General features: G+C 67.3%; 17 protein-coding genes. 15 read left to right on the top strand and 2 right to left on the bottom strand.

What is annotated here, in order from left to right:
- The first annotated feature begins 75 nt into the window (after positions 1–75).
- The 9 genes from BUR94_RS11590 to BUR94_RS11550 all read left to right on the top strand — a co-directional run bounded on the left by BUR94_RS11590 (position 76) and on the right by BUR94_RS11550 (position 8,789).
- Positions 76–846, top strand: a complete 771-nt coding sequence (locus tag BUR94_RS11590) for an N-formylglutamate amidohydrolase (RefSeq protein WP_074256383.1) — start codon at positions 76–78, stop codon at positions 844–846.
- A complete protein-coding gene (locus BUR94_RS11585) occupies positions 843–1,382 on the top strand; it encodes a TRAP transporter small permease subunit (RefSeq protein ID WP_074256382.1) in 540 nt (179 codons plus the stop codon). Before BUR94_RS11590 ends, BUR94_RS11585 begins: the two co-directional genes overlap by 4 nt.
- Positions 1,372–2,700 carry a TRAP transporter large permease gene (locus BUR94_RS11580; protein WP_074256381.1) on the top strand — a complete coding sequence of 443 codons (1,329 nt, stop codon included), beginning with the start codon at positions 1,372–1,374 and terminating at the stop codon, positions 2,698–2,700. Before BUR94_RS11585 ends, BUR94_RS11580 begins: the two co-directional genes overlap by 11 nt.
- A gap of 44 nt (positions 2,701–2,744) precedes the next feature.
- Positions 2,745–3,782, top strand: a complete 1,038-nt coding sequence (locus BUR94_RS11575; protein WP_074256380.1) for a TRAP transporter substrate-binding protein — start codon at positions 2,745–2,747, stop codon at positions 3,780–3,782.
- A 69-nt stretch (positions 3,783–3,851) separates the two neighbouring features.
- Positions 3,852–5,216, top strand: coding sequence for a glutamine synthetase family protein (locus BUR94_RS11570; RefSeq protein WP_074256379.1), 1,365 nt, complete (start codon positions 3,852–3,854; stop codon positions 5,214–5,216).
- Positions 5,217–5,280: 64 nt separating this feature from the next.
- On the top strand, positions 5,281–5,688 hold the full coding sequence (locus BUR94_RS11565) for a DUF7662 domain-containing protein (protein WP_074256378.1): 408 nt from the start codon (positions 5,281–5,283) through the stop codon (positions 5,686–5,688).
- Positions 5,681–6,094, top strand: coding sequence for a type II toxin-antitoxin system VapC family toxin (locus tag BUR94_RS11560; RefSeq protein ID WP_074256377.1), 414 nt, complete (start codon positions 5,681–5,683; stop codon positions 6,092–6,094). Before BUR94_RS11565 ends, BUR94_RS11560 begins: the two co-directional genes overlap by 8 nt.
- 170 nt (positions 6,095–6,264) lie before the next feature.
- Positions 6,265–7,647 (top strand): aldehyde dehydrogenase family protein, encoded by a 1,383-nt coding sequence (locus tag BUR94_RS11555; protein ID WP_074256376.1) that lies wholly within the window; start codon positions 6,265–6,267, stop codon positions 7,645–7,647.
- The gene (locus tag BUR94_RS11550; protein ID WP_074256375.1) at positions 7,644–8,789 is read left to right on the top strand and encodes an iron-containing alcohol dehydrogenase; all 1,146 of its coding nucleotides are present in this window, start codon (positions 7,644–7,646) and stop codon (positions 8,787–8,789) included. The genes BUR94_RS11555 and BUR94_RS11550 overlap by 4 nt, the downstream gene beginning before the upstream one ends.
- Positions 8,790–8,847: 58 nt before the next feature.
- Here the strand turns inward: BUR94_RS11550 and BUR94_RS11545 are convergent, their stop codons facing one another.
- Positions 8,848–9,681 (bottom strand): protein NO VEIN domain-containing protein, encoded by an 834-nt coding sequence (locus tag BUR94_RS11545; RefSeq protein ID WP_074257698.1) that lies wholly within the window; start codon positions 9,679–9,681, stop codon positions 8,848–8,850.
- Between the two features lie 88 nt (positions 9,682–9,769).
- On the opposite strand from BUR94_RS11545, the gene BUR94_RS20715 reads away from it, so the two are divergent.
- Genes BUR94_RS20715 through BUR94_RS11515 form a run of 6 tightly spaced genes read left to right on the top strand, consistent with a single transcriptional unit; the run spans position 9,770 to position 15,936 of the window.
- Positions 9,770–10,573: a DUF6635 family protein gene (locus tag BUR94_RS20715; protein ID WP_074256374.1), complete on the top strand. Its 804-nt coding sequence runs from the start codon at positions 9,770–9,772 to the stop codon at positions 10,571–10,573.
- Positions 10,574–10,628: 55 nt separating this feature from the next.
- Entirely contained in the window at positions 10,629–12,077 is a 1,449-nt protein-coding gene (locus BUR94_RS11535) for an amidase (protein WP_074256373.1), read from the top strand.
- Positions 12,078–12,119: 42 nt separating this feature from the next.
- Positions 12,120–13,172 (top strand): ABC transporter ATP-binding protein, encoded by a 1,053-nt coding sequence (locus BUR94_RS11530; RefSeq protein WP_074257697.1) that lies wholly within the window; start codon positions 12,120–12,122, stop codon positions 13,170–13,172.
- Positions 13,169–14,065 carry an ABC transporter permease gene (locus BUR94_RS11525; RefSeq protein ID WP_074256372.1) on the top strand — a complete coding sequence of 299 codons (897 nt, stop codon included), beginning with the start codon at positions 13,169–13,171 and terminating at the stop codon, positions 14,063–14,065. The genes BUR94_RS11530 and BUR94_RS11525 overlap by 4 nt, the downstream gene beginning before the upstream one ends.
- Positions 14,058–14,858 carry an ABC transporter permease gene (locus BUR94_RS11520; RefSeq protein ID WP_074256371.1) on the top strand — a complete coding sequence of 267 codons (801 nt, stop codon included), beginning with the start codon at positions 14,058–14,060 and terminating at the stop codon, positions 14,856–14,858. Before BUR94_RS11525 ends, BUR94_RS11520 begins: the two co-directional genes overlap by 8 nt.
- A gap of 52 nt (positions 14,859–14,910) precedes the next feature.
- The gene (locus BUR94_RS11515) at positions 14,911–15,936 is read left to right on the top strand and encodes an extracellular solute-binding protein (protein WP_074256370.1); all 1,026 of its coding nucleotides are present in this window, start codon (positions 14,911–14,913) and stop codon (positions 15,934–15,936) included.
- A gap of 80 nt (positions 15,937–16,016) precedes the next feature.
- Here BUR94_RS11515 and BUR94_RS11510 read toward each other — a convergent pair whose 3' ends face one another.
- Positions 16,017–17,048 carry a histone deacetylase family protein gene (locus BUR94_RS11510; protein WP_074256369.1) on the bottom strand — a complete coding sequence of 344 codons (1,032 nt, stop codon included), beginning with the start codon at positions 17,046–17,048 and terminating at the stop codon, positions 16,017–16,019.
- Positions 17,049–17,533: the final 485 nt, after the last annotated feature.

The raw sequence follows: 17,533 nt of genomic DNA, 5'->3' as shown, positions 1-17,533 counted from the left end.
GCGGATATTACAGGAACAATCTTGACATGCCACAAAATCCTGTAGTGATGATTACGAAATGACACGGGGGATGGTTTGACCGACAGCTGGACAGCGGCGGAGGTGACGCGGGCCGAAGGCCAGGGGCCGGTGGTGCTTGTCTGCGAGCATGCGAGCCGGGCGTTTCCGCAGCCCTGGGGCGACCTGGGGCTGAGCGCGGAGGCGGCGGCGAGCCATGCGGCCTGGGACATCGGCGCGCTCGACGTGGCTCGCGCCCTGGCGGCGCTGCTCGATTCGCCGCTGGTGGCGGGCACGGCCTCGCGGCTGGTCTACGACCTGAACCGCCCGCTGGAGGCGCCCGATGCGATCCCGGCGAAAAGCGAGATTTACGACATTCCGGGCAACGCGGGGCTGAGCGCGCCGGAGCGCGCGCTGCGGCACAGGGCGCTGCATGACCCGTTTCATGCCACGCTGGCCGAGGTCATCGCGGGCCGGACAAGCGATGCGCTGGTCACCATCCACAGCTTCACCCCGGTCTATCGCGGCGTGCGGCGCGAGGTGGAACTGGGCTTTCTGCACCATGCCGACGCGCGGATGGCCGAGGCGGCGCTGGCGGCGGAGCGGGCGCGTGGCCTCTACCGGGCGGCGCTGAACGAGCCCTACGCCGCCTCCGACGGCGTGACCTACACCCTGCAGAAGCATGGCGAGGCCAACGGGCTGCCCAGCCTGATGATCGAAATCCGCAACGACCTGATCGACACGCCCGCCCGCGCCCGCGACATGGCGGTGCACCTGATGCCCGCGCTCGCCGCCGCCATCGCCGCCGTCACCGCCGCCGGGGCGGAAGATCGGCAGGCCGCCGAATGAACTTTCTGCGCGGCTTCGTCGCGGTGGTGGACCGCTTCAACTACGGCCTCGGCCGGATCATGATGTGGGGCATCTTCGCGCTGATGGGTGTGCTGCTGTGGTCCACCTGGTCCAAGTTCGCCGGCGCCCCCTCGCTCTGGACGCTGGAAATGGCCCAGTTCGTGATGGTGGGCTACTACATCCTCGGCGGCCCCTACGCGATGCAGATGGGCTCCAACGTGCGGATGGACCTGTTCTACGGCGAGTTCAGCCCGCGCCGGAAGGCGGCCTTCGATGCGGTCACCGTGCTCTTCCTGCTCACCTATCTCGGCATCCTGATGTGGGGCGGGGTGGAGAGCACGATCTATGCCTTCCAATACGGCGGGGAGCGGTCTTCGTCGGTCTGGCGGCCCTACATCTGGCCGATCAAGGTGGTGATGTGCGTGGGCATCGCGCTGATGATCCTGCAATCGCTCTCGGAACTGGCGAAGGACATCCTGTTCCTGCGCACCGGCGCGCCGAAACGGCACCAGGAAGGGCAGAGCGATGCCCTATGAGCTGATCGCCATCCTGATGTTCTCGACCATGATGGTCATGCTCTTCACCGGGCAGCGGGTGTTCGGCGCCATCGGCTTTGTCGCCGTCATCGCCGCCGTGCTGCTCTGGGGCGACCGGGGCGGCTACGACCTGGGCTTTGCCGCCGCGATCAAGCTGATGCGGTGGTATCCGCTGCTGACGCTGCCGATGTTCATCTTCATGGGCTACGTGATGAGCGAGTCCAAGATCGCCGACGACCTCTACAAGATGTTCCACGTCTGGTTCGGGGGCATCTCGGGCGGGCTCGCCATCGGCACCATCGGGCTGATGGTGCTGATCTCGGCGATGAACGGCCTCAGCGTGGCGGGCATGGCGATTGGCGCGACCATCGCCCTGCCGGAGCTGCTGAAACGCAACTACGACAAGATCATGGTCACCGGGGTGATTCAGGCCGGGTCGTCGCTGGGCATCCTGGTGCCGCCCTCGGTGGTGCTGGTGCTCTACTCGATGATCGCGCGCCAGCCGGTGGGGCAGCTCTGGCTCGCCGGCGTGGTGCCGGGGCTGATGATGGCGGGCATGTTCATCGTCTACATCTACATCCGCTGCCGGATGAACCCCGCGCTCGGCCCGGTGCTGCCGAAGGCGGAGCGCGACGCGGTGCCGATGGCCGAGAAGCTGCGGCTGCTGACGGCGGGGATCCTGCCGGTGGTGATCTTCGCGGTGATGATGGTGCCCTTCGTCACCGGCTACACCAGCCTGGTGGAAAGCTCGGCCATCGGCGCGCTGGCTGCGCTGGCCGCGGCCGTGCTGAAGCGGCGGATGAGCTGGCCGGTGTTCGAGACCTGCCTGCGCCAGACCCTCGGCGTGACCTGCATGTTCATGTGGATCATCCTCGCCGCCCTGGCCTTCGGCGCGGTCTTCGACGGCTTGGGCGCGGTGAAGGCGATCGAGAACCTCTTCACCGAGCAGCTGGGCCTGAACCCCTGGGTGATCCTGATCCTGATGCAGCTCAGCTTTCTGGTGATGGGCACCTTTCTCGACGACACGGCCATGCTGGTGATCGTCGCGCCGCTCTATGTGCCGCTGGTGGGCGAGCTGGGCTTCAACCTCATCTGGTACGGCGTGCTCTACACGATCACCTGCCAGATTGCCTACATGACCCCGCCTTTCGGCTATAACCTGTTCCTGATGCGGGCGATGGCGCCGCCGGAGATCGGGATCCGCGACATCTACCGCTCCATCGTGCCCTTCGTCGGCGTCATGGCGCTGGCGCTGGCGGTGGTCATGGCCTTTCCGCAGATCGCGCTCTGGCTGCCGGACCTCGTTTACCAGAACTGAACCAGAGGCCGGAAAACGGCCCTTCACAAACAAGGAGAGAGAGAATGACGACGAGAAGAACGTTTCTGAAGGGGGCGGCGCTTGCGGCGCCCGCCGCGCTGGCCACACCGGCGATCGTGAAGGCCCAGACGGCGATCAAGTGGCGCTGGCAGACCTACGCAGGCGCGGCCCTCGGCGAGCATGTGACCAAGCCGATGATCGACTACATCAACACGGCGGCCAACGGGGAGCTGGAGATCGAGCTGTTCTACGCCGATCAGATCGTGCCCACGGGCGAGCTGTTCCAGGCGCTTCAGCGCGGCACCATCGACGCGGTGCACTCCGACGACGACTCGATGGCCTCGCCCACGCCGCTGCGCCAGTTCGGCGGCTACTTTCCCTTTGCCACCAAGCACATCCTCGACGTGCCGGTGCTCTTCAACCAGTACGGTCTGAAGGACATCTGGGAAGCGGAATACGCCAAGGTCGGGGTGAAGTGGCTGGGTGCCGCGGGGCAGGACCCCTGCAACTTCAACACCAAGAAGGAGATCACCTCGCTGGCCGATCTCGACGGGCTGAAGCTCTATACCTTCCCTACCGCGGGGCGGTTCCTGGCGCAGTTCGGCGTGGTGCCGATGAACATCCCCTACGAGGATGCCGAGGTGGCGGTGCAGACCGGCGAGCTCGACGGCATGGCCTGGTCGGGCATCACGGAAGACTACACCGTGGGCTGGGCCAACGTGACCGACTACTTCCTGACCAACAACATCTCGGGCGCCTGGATCGGCTCCTACTTCGTCAACGAGGCGCGCTGGGCCGAGCTGCCCGAGCACCTCAAGACGCTGGTGATCGCGGGCATGGAAGCGGGCCACACCTACCGCAACCAGTGGTACTGGGGCGGCGAGGCCAAGCTGCGCGCGACCGGCGACAAGCTGGCGCTGCGCAGCGTGCCCTCCGCGGAGTGGGCCGAGGTGGAAAATGCCGCCAAGGCCTTCTGGGAAGAGATTGCCCAGGAAGGCGAGATCCAGCAGAAGATCGTCAGCATCTTCAAGGAGTACAACGGCGTCATCAACCAGGCCGGCCCGCCCTACAACTTCGGCTGATCCCGTTTTGAAATGAAATGCAGGGTGGCCCCGCCGCGGGCCGCCCTGACCCGTGAAAGGACAACAGAAATGCCCGGCAACCTGACCCTCGAGACCCTGAAAGAAATGGCCGCCACCGGCGAGATCGACACCGTCCTGGTGGCGCTGGTCGACATGCAGGGACGGCTGATGGGCAAGCGCTTCCACGTGCAGAACTTCCTCGACCATTCGATGGAGGAAACCCATTGCTGCAACTACCTGCTCGCCACCGACCTGGTGATGAGCACGCCCCCGGGCTACAAGGCGACGAGCTGGGAAAAGGGCTATGGCGACTACGTGATGCGCCCCGACCTGGGCACCCTGCGCCACGTGCCCTGGCTCGAAGGCACCGCGCTGGTGCTCTGCGACATTCTCGACCACCACCACCATGCCGCCGTGCCGCATTATCCGCGCGCGGTTCTGGCCGCCCAGGTGGCGCGGCTCGAGGCGATGGGCTTTTCGGCGGCGATGGCGACCGAGCTGGAGTTCTTTCTCTTCGAGAAGGACTATCGGACCAACCAGAAGGAGGGCTACCGCGCGCTGGTGCCCTTCAACGGACACAACGAGGATTACAGCCTCTTCCAGACCACCAAGGAGGAGGGCATCCTGCGGCCCCTGCGCAACCATCTCGTCGGCGCGGGCGTGCCGGTGGAAAACACCAAGGGCGAGGCGGAACTGGGCCAGCAGGAGCTGAACATCCGCTACTCGGACGCGCTCGACTGCGCCGACAACCACACCATCGCCAAGCATGCGACCAAGGAGATTGCCTGGGCCAACGGCGTTTCGGCCAGCTTCCTGCCGAAGTGGAAGGCCGGCAAGGTGGGCTCGTCGAGCCATGTGCACATGTCGCTCTGGAAAGGCGGCGAGGCGGCGTTTCACGATGCCGACGAGGCGTTCGGGCTGTCGGCGCTGGGCCGCCAGTTTACCGCCGGCCTGCTGAAATACGCGCCCGACATCATGGTGTTTCTCGCGCCCTACGTGAACAGCTACAAGCGCTTCGCGCCGGGCACCTTTGCGCCGACCAAGACGGTCTGGTCGGTCGACAACCGCACCGCCGGTTTCCGCCTGTGCGGCGAGGGCACCAAGGGCGTGCGGATGGAGTGCCGGATCGGCGGCTCCGACATCAACCCCTACCTCGCCCAGGCCGCCCTGCTGGCCGCCGGCATCGCCGGGATCGAGGAGGGGCTGGAACTGCCGGACCCGGTGAGCGGCGACATCTATGCCGACGATGCCGCCCAGGAGGTGCCCCGCACCCTGCGCGACGCGATGGAGACCCTGAAAGCCTCCGCCATGCTGCGCGCCGCCATGGGAGACGACGTGGTGGACCATTACTACCGCGCCGCGGAGTGGGAGCAGGAAGAGTTCGACCGCGCCGTGACCGACTGGGAAATCGAGCGCGGCTTCGAGCGGGCGTGAGGTAACTATTGTATTTATAGATATAACTATCTATAACTTCCGTAGGTAACTATGGAGAGAGTCGATGTCAAAATATGATCCCTTGACCCGGGTGCTCGAACGCGCCGCCCGCGCGTCGGTGCCGATGAGCTTTGCCGAGGTCGAGCGGATCCTTGGCTTCGAACTGCCGCGCTCGGCCCGCACCTATCGCCCCTGGTGGAGCAATGACGCTGGCTCGCACACCCAGGCGCGATCGTGGCTCTCTGCGGGATACAGGGCTTCGGAGGTGAGCCTTGAGGGCGAGGAGGTGGTGTTCTTGCGCGACGCGAGCGGGGCAGGAAAGGCGCGGCCCTCTGCCACGACGCCCGGCATGCATCCCGTGTTCGGCTGCATGGCGGGCACCGTCACGATCCCCGAAGGCACCGATCTGACCGAACCGGCGATGCCGGAATGGGCAGAGATGATAGAGACGGCGAAGCTCTACAATGAGTGAGGTGCTGCTCGATACATGCGCGGTGATCTGGACTGGCGGAGGCTCGGAGATTTCCGACGCGGCACGCGACCGGCTGAACGAAGCCCGCCTGGGCGGCGAAAGGACCCATGTGTCGCCCTTTACCGCCTGGGAGCTCGGTATCCTGGTGTCGCGCGGGCGGCTCCGGCTGACCCGTGCGCCAGCCGACTGGTTCGAGGATTACGTTGCGCGGGGGGAGATGTCGCTCGCGCCGCTTTCGGCACGCATCCTTGCGGAGTCCTCCCAGCTGCCCGGCGAGCCGCCCGGTGACCCGGCGGATCGGGTCATCATAGCGACCGCGCGGTCTGAGAACCTGACGATCGTCACGCGTGACCGTTTGATCCTGCGCTACGCCGCCGAGGGCCATGTCAGGGCAATGGCATGCTGAGGACGCGGGCATGACCCTGCGGACCACCCATGTGGGGCCGGGGCGCAGGCGGGTGTAGGAAGAGACGGTGGAGGCGGTGGAAGGGCCGGTGGCGAGCTTGGCTGCGCCGGGGCCCGCCGCCTCCGAAAATGGCAACGGTCCCGAGGGGGCCCTGATCGAGGTAAGTCGCTATGACTGACGTGCTGAAATGTATCTCGCCGGTGGACGGCTCGGTGTTCGCCGAGCGGCCGGTGCTTTCGCTGGAGGAGGCGCGGGCCTCGGTGGCCGAGGTGCGCGCCGCGCAGGCCGCATGGGCCGCGCGCCCGCTGGAGGAGCGGGTGAAGCTGGTGCTCGCGGGCGTGGCCCGCGTGGGCGAGATGACCGAGGAGATCGTGCCGGAGCTGGCCCGGATGATGGGCCGCCCGGTGCGCTACGGCGGCGAGTTCGGCGGGTTCAACGAGCGCGCGCAATACATGGCGAAGATCGCCGCGGATGCGCTGGCCGATATCGAGGTGGGCGAGGATGCCACCTTCCGCCGTTACATCCGCCGGGTGCCCTGGGGCGTGGTCTACGTGGTGGCGCCGTGGAACTACCCCTACATGACCGCCATCAACACGGTGGCCCCGGCGCTCATGGCCGGCAACACGGTGGTTTTGAAGCACGCGACGCAAACGCTGCTGGTGGGCGAGCGCATGGCGCGGGCCTTCCACGAGGCGGGGGTGCCGGAGGCGGTGTTCCGCAATGTCTTCCTGAGCCACGAGGTGAGCGACGCGCTGATCCGTGAACGGGCGTTCAATTTCATAAACTTCACTGGCTCGGTCGCGGGCGGGCAGGCAATGGAGAAGGCGGCGGCGGGCACCTTCGTGCCGGTCTCCACCGAGCTGGGCGGCAAGGATCCGGGCTACGTGGCCGAGGATGCCGACCTCGATGCGGCGGTCGACACGCTGATGGATGGCGCGATGTTCAACGCCGGCCAGTGCTGCTGCGGGATCGAGCGGATCTACGTGCACGAGAGCCTCTATGACGCCTTCGTCGAGAAGTCGGTGGCCTGGGTGAAGGCCCTGAAGCTGGGCAACCCGCTGGAGGAGGCCACCACGATCGGCCCGATGGCGAGCCCGCGCTTTGCCGCCACGGTGCGCGCGCAGGTCGCCGATGCGGTGGCCGCAGGCGCGGTGGCCCATATCGAGACCCTGCCGGAGGATGACGGCGGCGCCTACCTGACCCCGCAGATCCTCACCAACGTCACTCACGACATGGAGGTGATGCGCGAGGAGAGCTTTGGCCCGGTGGTGGGCATCATGCCGGTCTCGGGCGACGAGGAGGCCATCGCCCTGATGAACGACTGCCGCTACGGCCTGACCGCCTCGATCTGGACGGGCGACGTGGAGCGCGCCGCCCGCATCGGCGATGCGCTGGAGACGGGCACCGTCTTCATGAACCGCGCCGACTATCTCGACCCGGGCCTCTGCTGGACCGGCTGCAAGGACACCGGGCGGGGCGGCGGCCTCTCGGTGATCGGCTACCAGAACCTGACCCGCCCCAAATCCTACCACCTGAAGAAAGTCACCAAATGAGCCCTGTTGGAAACTGGTCCTACCCCACCGCCATCCGCTTCGGCGCGGGGCGCATCAAGGAGTTGCCGGAGGCCTGCATCGCGGCCGGGATCGCGCGCCCGCTGCTGGTGACCGACAAGGGCCTGAAGTCGATGGAGATCACCACGCAGGCGCTGGACATCCTCGATGCCGCCGGGCTGGGGCGCGGGCTTTTTGCCGAGGTCGACCCCAACCCCAACGAGCTGAACCTCGAGGCCGGGCTGAAGGCCTACCGCGAGGGCGGGCACGACGGGGTCATCGCCTTCGGCGGCGGCTCGGGGCTGGACCTGGGCAAGATGGTGGCCTTCATGGCAGGCCAGTCGCGCCCGGTCTGGGATTTCGAGGATGTGGGCGACTGGTGGACGCGCGCCGATGCCGCGGCCATCGCGCCGATCATCGCCGTGCCGACCACGGCCGGAACCGGGAGCGAGGTGGGCCGCGCCAGCGTGATCACCAACTCCGAGACCCATGTGAAGAAGATCATCTTCCACCCCAAGGTGCTGCCCACGGTCGTCATCTCCGACCCGGAGCTGACGGTGGGCATGCCCAGGCACATCACGGCGGGCACCGGGCTCGATGCCTTTGCCCATTGCGTCGAGGCCTATTCGAGCCCGTTCTACCACCCGATGAGCCAGGGCATCGCGCTGGAGGGGATGCGGCTGGTGGTGGAGAACCTGCCGCGCGCCTATGCCGACGGCAGCGACATCGAGGCGCGGGCCAACATGATGGCGGCGGCGGCGATGGGGGCGGTGGCCTTCCAGAAGGGGCTGGGGGCGATCCATGCGCTCTCCCATCCGATCGGCGCGGTCTACGGCACCCACCACGGCACCACCAACGCCGTCTGCATGCCCGCCGTGCTGGAGCTGAACGCCCCGGAAATCGCCGAGCGCTTCGATCGGGCGGCGGGCTACCTCGGGATCGCGGGCGGCTTTGACGGGTTCAAGGGCTTCGTGCAGGAGTTCAACGACGGGCTCGGGATTCCGCGGCAGCTGCGCGAGATGGGGGTCGGCGACGACCGCATCGCCGAGCTGACCGCCATGGCGCTCGAGGACCCCTCCTGCGGCGGCAACCCGGTGAAGCTGGACGGGGCCAACGTGACGGCGCTCTTCGAGGCGGTGATCTGAGGGCCATGCGGGTGGGCAGATTGCCCAGCCTACGAGAACGGCTTCTGTCCGGTCGCCGTCAGTCAAATCCTGCGCGAAAGCTCGTCGCGCTAAGGGTGACGTGATCCTCAAGCGGGGGGCGAAGCTCGAACAGGCCCGGCTCCCGCGCAAAATTGTAGAGGCGGAAGAGATGCCACTCTTCCCGCCTCGCAGTTGCCACACGGATTTCGTTGCGCGAGATGTGAAACGGGGTGCGATCGGGGCCGTTTGTGGTCTTCACCTCCAGGAGCCGCGGAAGGCCCTCTGGCGTGAAGCTGGCAATGTCGTAACCCGCACCGTCGCCCTCTTCTCTGCTCGTCCAGACCACCTGTCGGGCAAGATCACCGCGACCGGCTCGGCGCAGGCTGTCGCGCTCGTGGTCCAGAGCCAGCTCCTCGCCAGCCGTCCCGAGGGCCCGGTTGCGCTCGTCCCGAGCGGCCACATCGAAATGGCGCGCGATTGCGCGGACCTGTTCTTCTTCCTCGCTCGGTGGCGCGTTGCGGAGTGTGGGCGGGACACCGGCGAAGAGCGGTCTGCGCTCGGCCATGCCGGAAGTGCGAGAGACTCGGGGCAGCCGCTCGACCCATTCTGGGTTCTTCCGGAGCCAGCGGTCGATGGCCTCTTTCAGCGAGTCCTGAATATTGTAGCGCGGCAGGTATCCGGTGATGATCGGTTGAGCGAAACCGAGCAGCGCGGCCGAGATGTTGCAATGCTTGAACTCGATTGAGCCGCGTGATCGCCCGATCTCTGATTGGAGTGCGCGGTTATGTTCTGCCTTGTTGTAGCGCCGTCCGCAGAGGTCGTCGGCAAGCATGTCGAAGTAATCCGCCACAATGGCGTCATTCTCCGGATCTGACCACGGGCCTTCTGCCATGGCGGCCAGGCTACCGGTGAATAAGGCGGCGGCACAAGTCCTGACCTTCAGGCTTCCCTTCACCGCCCGGACGCCCCACATAGGCCTCATGAAGACACGGGACGCGATGGTGCGCCGCTTCGTGCGGGAGACCTTCGGGGTGCGGGGCACCCTGGGGCTGCATCGGGCTGCCTTCGGGCTCGATCTGTTGCGCGCGCCGGTGAACGTGGTGCTGGCGCCGGTGTTCCTGCTGGTCAAGCTGCTCGGGCTCGTTGCAAGGCTCTGCCGCGCCCGGCGGCTGGGGGATTGGCTGCTGTCGCGGCGGATCATCTTTCAGACCGCCGTGTCGCGGAAGGTCGCCGCGAAAGTCACTGCGCTGATCGCGGAGCTGGACGCGGCGGGCGCGGGGCCGGGGGCGCCGGAGCCGGTGGTGCACCGGGCGGTGGAGGATTACGTGGGCGTGCGCAATGCCGTCTCCGAGATCACCACGGTGCTCTTCGTGCTTATCACCGGATATGCGCTGTTCCACTCCGCAACGCTGGGCGTGCTCTCGCTGGCGGGGCCGGTGGCCGACATGCGGGCGCAGGCGCTCGCGATCGAGAACTACTGGGCCGGGCAATGGCTGGGGCAGGTCTATTTCGGCTGGTTCCCGCGCTCGCTCGACCCCTGGCAGGTGGTGCTCACCGGCGTGGTGCTGGCGATGGCGGCCTCGCTGGTCACCACCTTTGCAGGGCTGCTGGCCGACCCGGTGCAGCTCTGGCTCGGCGCGCACCGGCGGCGGCTGATGCGGCTTCTGGCGCGGCTCGACGCCCAGGCCGAGAGCGCCTCGGGCCTCTCGCGCGAGCACGCGGTGGCGCGGCTGGGCGACCTGACCGATATCGCGCTGGCCCTCTGGCGGGCGCTCCGCCCCTAGAGTTGACACTCCGGCAGGGTGGGGCAGACTTGGCCCAACTCACGGGGAGACTCTCATGGCAATGGAACGGCTGGACGCGACCGCCCTGGCGGAGCTTGTGGCGCGGGGCGAGGCCACGCCGGGCGAGCTGCTCGACGAGGCGCTGGCGCGGGTGGCGGCGGTCAACGGCGAGCTGAACGCCGTGGTGCTGGTGCAGGAAGAGGTGGCGCGGGCGGCGATTGCGGCGGGGCTGCCCGAGGGGCCGTTCAAGGGCGTGCCCTTCCTGCTGAAGGACCTGGGCGCGGAGGCGCAGGCCTTTCCGGCGCACAACGGCTCGGCCCTGCTGCGCGACACGCGCTACAGCTACGACAGCGAGATTTTTCTCAGGATGCAGGCGACGGGGGTGGTGACATTCGGGCGCACCACCGCGCCGGAGGGCGGCGTGGGGCCGGTAACGGAGGCCTCCGTCTACGGCGGGCCCACGCGCAACCCGTGGGACACGTCGCGCACCTCAGGGGGGTCCTCTGGCGGGGCCGGGGCGGCGGTGGCGGCGGGGATCGTGCCGATGGCCCACGGCTCCGACGGCGGCGGCTCGGTGCGGATCCCGGCCTCGAGCTGCGGGCTCTTCGGGTTCAAGCCCACCCGCGCGCGCTTTCCAGACGGGCCGGCGGCGGGCGAGGGCTGGGCGGGGATGGCGACCGATGGCTTTCTGACCCGCTCGGTGCGTGACAATGCCCGGATGATGGATGCCTGCGCCGGGCCCGACCTGGGCCAGCCCTATGCCGCGCCGCCCATGCCGGTGAGCTACAGCGAGGCGATCACCCGCCCGCCCCGGCGGCTCCGGGTGGCGGTCTGCGACACGACCTTCGGCGGCGCGGCGATCGACCCGGAGTGCCGCCGCGCGGTGCAGGAGACGGCGAAGCTGCTGGAGAGCCTTGGCCACATCGTCGAGGAAGCCCGCCCGGAGGCGGACCACGAGAGGATGATGCAGGCCTGGACCCGGATCGTGGGCTGCGGCACGGCGCTCTGGGTGCGGGAGACGCTGAAGAAGAAGGGCAGGGCGCTTGCCGAGGGCGACGTGCAGGGCGCGGCGCGCGGCGCGATTGCCTATGCCGCCGGGCTGAGCGGGCCGGATTATCTTGCGGCGGTCGATGCCATCCATGCCTTCGGGCGGCAGATGGCGCGGTTCTTCGCGCAGGGCTACGACGTGCTGCTCTCGGCCACGCTGGCGGAGCCGCCCGCCAAGGTGGGGCGCTTCACCCATGAGCGCGAGGATTTCGAGGCCTACCGGATCGGGCCGGGCGGCGTGTTCGACTACTCGCCCTTCTGCGCGGCCTTCAATGCCAGCGGCCAGCCGGCGGCCTCCATGCCGTTGCACTGGACGGACGAGGGCCTGCCGGTGGGGCTGCACCTCGCCGCGCCCTTCGGGGCCGACGCGGAACTGATAGCGCTTTGTGCGGAACTCGAAGAAGCCCGCCCATTTGCGCAGCGCCGGCCGCCTGTCGATGCGGCGGCGCTTGCTTAAATCGGAGGCAACGGCCAATCTTGGCCGAGGGAGTTGCATCACGTGACTGACGAATTTGCTGTTGTCGCCCAGAATGTTGGCAAGGTGTATGGCGCCGGGGCCACGGCCTTCACCGCGCTGGGCGATATCTCGATCTCGATCCGCAAGGGCGAGTTCTTCACGCTTCTCGGCCCCTCGGGCTGCGGGAAGACGACGCTGCTGCGCTGCATCGCGGGATTCGAGACGCCGACCTCCGGCGCGATCCTGCTGGGCGGGCGAGACATCACCGGGGTGCCGCCCAACCAGCGGCCGGTGAACACGGTGTTCCAGAGCTATGCGCTGTTTCCGCACCTGACGGTGGAGGAGAACGTGGGCTTCGGGCTGAAGATGCAGGGCAAGTCGAGGGCCGAGATCGAGGCCGCCGTGGCGCGGGTGCTGGCGCTGGTCAAGCTCGAGCCCTTCGCCACGCGGCTGCCGGCGCAGCTTTCGGGCGGGCAGCAACAGCGGGTGGCGCTGGCCCGCGCGCTGGCCCCGGAGCCGCAGGTGCTGCTGCTCGACGAGCCGCTTTCGGCGCTCGACCTCAAGCTCCGCAAGGCCATGCAGGTGGAGCTGAAGCGGCTGCAAACCGAGACCGGCATCACCTTCATCTTCGTCACCCACGACCAGGAAGAGGCGCTGACCATGTCGGACCGGATCGGGGTGATAAGTGCCGGCGCGCTGTTGCAGGTGGGCAGCCCGCACGAGATCTACGAAAAGCCGGTGAACCGCTTCGTTGCCGATTTCATCGGCGAAACCAACTTCATCGAGGGCGAGGCGGGCCCCGCTGGCGTGGAGATCGCGCCGGGGCTGGTGCTGGCGGTGCCCGCGGGCCGCAAAGGCAAGGTGACGCTGGCGGTGCGGCCCGAGCAGGTGCGCATCGGCGAGCCGGGCGAAGGGCTGGAGGCGCAGGTCGCCGAGGCCGTCTACATGGGCACCGACACGCATTACACCCTGGCGCTGGCGGGTGGCCCGAGCCTGGTGGCGCGGGTGCAGAGCAACGCGGGCCCCGCGCCGCGCCTGGGCGACAGGGTGGGCGTGACGGTAGATGCCCAAACCGTGCAGGTGCTCGACGAATGAGCGGGCCGGGGCGCAGCAAGGCGGCAAACGGCTGGCTCCTCTCGGCGCCGGCGCTGCTGCTGCTGCTCGTCGCCGCCAGCGGGCCGCTGCTGATCGTCGCCATCTACTCCTTCCTGGAGAAGGGCGACTATTCGGGCGTGCGCTGGGTGCTCTCGGGCGAGGCCTGGTTCCGGGTGCTGTTCGAGAAGGACATCTTCGACGGCACCGTGAGCCTTGCCGATGCCAACCTGTCGATCTTCTGGCGCTCGGTAAAGCTCTCGCTCGCCACCACGCTCATCACCTTCGCGCTGGGTCTTCCGACCGCCTGGTTCATCGCCACGCGCCCGCCCAGGGCCCGCGCGATCTGGCTCTTTCTCATCACCATCCCGTTCTGGACCAACCTGCTGATCCGCACCTTCGCGATCATGGAGGTGATCCGGAACCAGGGGCTGCTGAACACCTTTCTCATCAACCTCGGCGTCCTCACCGAGCCGATCCAGATCCTCTACACCGACACCGCTGTTCTCATCGGCATGGCCTATGTCTACCTGCCGCTGATGGTGCTGCCGCTCTTTGCCGCCATCGACCGCTTCGACTTCAAGCTGATCGAGGCCGGCTACGACCTTTACGCGACGCGCTGGCGGATCCTGCGCAGCGTGGTGCTGCCGATCATCAAGCCGGGGATCGTGGCGGGGTGCATCCTCGTTTTCGTGCCCTCGCTGGGGGCCTATGTGACCCCGCGCGTGCTGGGCGGCGGCAAGAACATGATGATCGGCAACTTCATCGAGTTGCAGTTCGGGCAGGGCCAGAACTGGCCCCTGGGCGCGGCGCTCTCGATGGTGCTGCTCGTCATCGTGATGGGAGCGCTGCTGGTCTATACCCGCGTCTCCGACAGGGACGACCCCCATGCGTAAGGCCTTCGATGTCACCACCCTGCCGGGCTTCACCCTCATCGCCCTCACCGCCTTCGTGCTGCTCTACGCGCCGATCGTGACGCTGGTGATCTACTCCTTCAACGGCGGCAACTCGGTGAACCTCTGGGGCGGCTTCTCGTTCAAGTGGTATGGCATCGCGGCGGCCAACGAGGCGGTGCAGGGGGCGGCGGTGCGCTCGTTCATCATTGCCGTCTCGGCCTCGGGCATCGCCACGACGGTGGCCACCATGGCGGCGCTGGGCACCACGCGGCGCGGCAAGTTCAAGGGGCAGACGGCGATCTACATCATGATCAACCAGCCGCTGATGGTGCCCGAGATCGTGACCGCCGTGGCGCTGCTGATCTTCTTCTCAAGCATCAAGATCGCCACCGGCTACTCGGGCCTGGGCTACCTGATCATCGCCCACGCGGCCTTCTGCGTGCCCTTCGCCTACCTGCCGATCCGGGCCCGGCTTGAGGGGATGGACCTGACGATGGAGACGGCCGCGGCCGACCTCTATGCGACGCCCTGGCAGACCTTTCGCTACGTGACCCTGCCGATCCTCATGCCCGGCGTGATCGCGGGCGCGATGCTGGCCTTCGTGATCTCGCTCGACGACGTGATCATCACCGAGTTCGTCAAATCCGCCGGGCAGGATACCCTGCCAACCTACATGCTCGGCCAGCTTCGCCGGGCGCTGACCCCGGAGGTCAACGCCATCTCGACGGCGCTCCTCGCATTGACGGTGGTGATCCTCACCGCCTTCTTCCTGATAACCAGAAAGCGGGACTGACCCGCGCGAGACGGGGATCAACCCCGCCGCAACCCAACAAAGGAGAACAAGAATGAAAAAGATACTCGTGGCGACGACGGCGCTCGTGGCCAGCGCGGTGACGGCGCAGGCCGATGGCACGCTGAACCTGTTCAACTGGGGCAACTACACCTCGCCGGAACTGCTGGAAAAGTTCACCGCCGAGACCGGCATCACCGTGACGGTCACAGATTACGACAGCAACACCACCGCGCTGGCCAAGGTGGAGGCGGGCGGATCCGGCTTCGACCTGGTGGTGCCCTCGGCCAACTACGTGCCGATCTTCGTGGAGAAGGGCCTGCTGGCCGAGCTCGACCTGAGCAAGCTGCCCAACCACGGCAACATCGCCGACGAATGGATGAACGTGCCATGGGACGAGGGCCGCAAATACACCGTGCCATGGCAGTGGGGCACCACCGGCATGGCGGTGAACACCTCTGTCTATTCGGGCGACGTGAACACCTCCGACATCTTCCTCGATCCGCCGGAGGAGCTGGTGGGCAAGGTGAATGTGGTGCCGGAGATGAACGACATCATGGCGCTGGCGATCTTCAACGCCGGCGGCGAGGCCTGCACCGAGGACCTGGATCTGCTGAAGGGCGTGCGCGACAAGCTGATGGCGGCCAAGCCCAAGTGGATCTCGATGGATTACGGCACCACCGACAAGCTCTCCTCGGGCGACTACGTGGCCACCGTCAACTGGAACGGCTCGACCATGCGGGCGCGGCTGAACAACCCCGACGTGGTCTATGGCTACCCCAAGGAGGGCTATCCGCTATGGATGGACTCGGTGGGGCTGCTGGCCGATGCGACGAACGTGGAGGAGGCCTACAAGTTTCTCGACTTCATCATGGTGCCCGAGAACGCGGCGATGATCTCGACCTTCGCGCGCTACGCCAACGGCATCGAGGGGTCCGACCCCTTCATGCCCGAGGAGATGAAGACCGCGCCCGAGATCGTGGTGCCCGAGGAGTTCGCGGGGGCGGGCAAGTTCCTGCCCACCTGTCCGCAGTCGGCGACCGATCTCTATACCGCGATCTGGACCGAACTGGTCAAGTGAGCGCGAAGAGAGGCTGAAAGCCTGGATGAGCGGCCCCGCCGGGGTGGCTCATCCGCCCTTCGAGGCGTCTTCGCCGCCGGTCAGGCGCCGAGAAACCCCTCCAGCACGTTCACCGTGTTGATCCCCACCGCCTCGATCGCATAGCCGCCCTCCATGCAGAACACGGTCGGCAGGCCCAGCCCGGCGATGCGCCGCCCGGCATCGGCAAAGTCCGCGCTCTCCAGCTTGAAAAAGCTGATCGGATCGTCCTTGAAGGCGTCCACCCCGAGCGAGACGACCAGCGCCTCCACCCCGGCCGCGCGGATCTTCGCAATCGCGTCGTCTAGCGCCTCGGCCCAGGGGCCGTAGGGCGTGCCGGGGAGCATCGGGTAGTTCAGGTTGGCCCCTTCGCCCGCGCCCGTTCCGCGCTCGTCGGCATAGCCGAGGTAATAGGGGTAGGCGTGGCGCGGGTCGCCGTGGAGCGAGGCGAAGAGCACGTCGGCCCGGTCGTAGAAGATGTTCTGCGTCCCGTTGCCGTGGTGGAAGTCGATGTCGAGCACCGCCACCTTGCCCGCGCCGTCATCGCGGAACATCTGGGCGACCACGGCGGCGTTGTTGATGAAGCAGTAGCCGCCGTACTGGTCGGCGGTGGCATGGTGCCCGGGCGGCCGGCAGAGCGCGAAGGCGGCCTGCGCCCCGGCGGCAACCTGCGCTTGCGCGGATTGCGCCGAGGCCAGCGAGGAGAGCGCCGCGCGCCAGGTGCCGCCGGTGATGGCGGTCTCGGAGGCGTGACAGTAGTAGCCCACCTTGCCGTCGATATACTCCGGGCAGCGGTCGGGGTGCATGCCCCGCGCGGGCATCCCGGCGGCGATGACCTCGCCTTTCATCCCCGCCGCCTTCCACTCGTCCCAGGCGGTTTCGAGAAAGCGCAGGAAGCCCGGATCGAGCAGCTTTTTCACCGGCGCCATGTCGGGGGCGTCGGGCGCCACGATATCGGCCAGGCCCTGCTCCTTGAGGCGGTTCAGCACGTATTCCACCCGGGATGGCCGCTCGTAGGGGGTGACGAACTGCCCGCCGGTCAGCTCGGCCTGGGGAAAGTGCAGGCGGTGGTCCTCGGAGAAGAAGGTGCGCATGGGGGCCTCGCGGGTGGGGTCGGTGCGAGACTAGCAAAGCGGTCGGCGGAGACCACCGCGAAAACACCTGCCACAGGCTGTGCGCCGTCGCGGGGCGCGCGCGCCCTGACATCCGCGGTGGAGGGCGCCGCAGGGCCAGCGCACCGCCAAGCGCCGTCGCCCTGCGCGTCACGGATGTGCTGGAAATCCCTTGGAGGCGCGTAGCGGAATCGGTCCGGTGTGCACGGATGTGTCGGAGTCGTTAAGCCTATGACCGTAAACGAGGGATTACTCATGCATGGGTCAAGAAAACCGGAACGTGGCGCGAATGTGCGGACATGGGCGCGATGAATGCGCCACTGGGCTCTGATCTTCCCACGCCGTCGCACAATGGACCGCCTCGCGGTGTGCGAGGCCTGGCGGGAAGCACCTGCTACCGGCCCGGAGCGGTCCATGGGGCTGCGCAGCCAAAGTCAAGCCGAGCCTGCTCTTTTGCATTGAACGCC

The sequence above is a fragment of the Vannielia litorea genome (assembly GCF_900142295.1).
GTDB lineage: Bacteria > Pseudomonadota > Alphaproteobacteria > Rhodobacterales > Rhodobacteraceae > Vannielia > Vannielia litorea.
The sequence above is the reverse complement of the archived record's forward strand: the minus strand, read 5'-3'. Positions and strand labels throughout refer to the sequence as shown.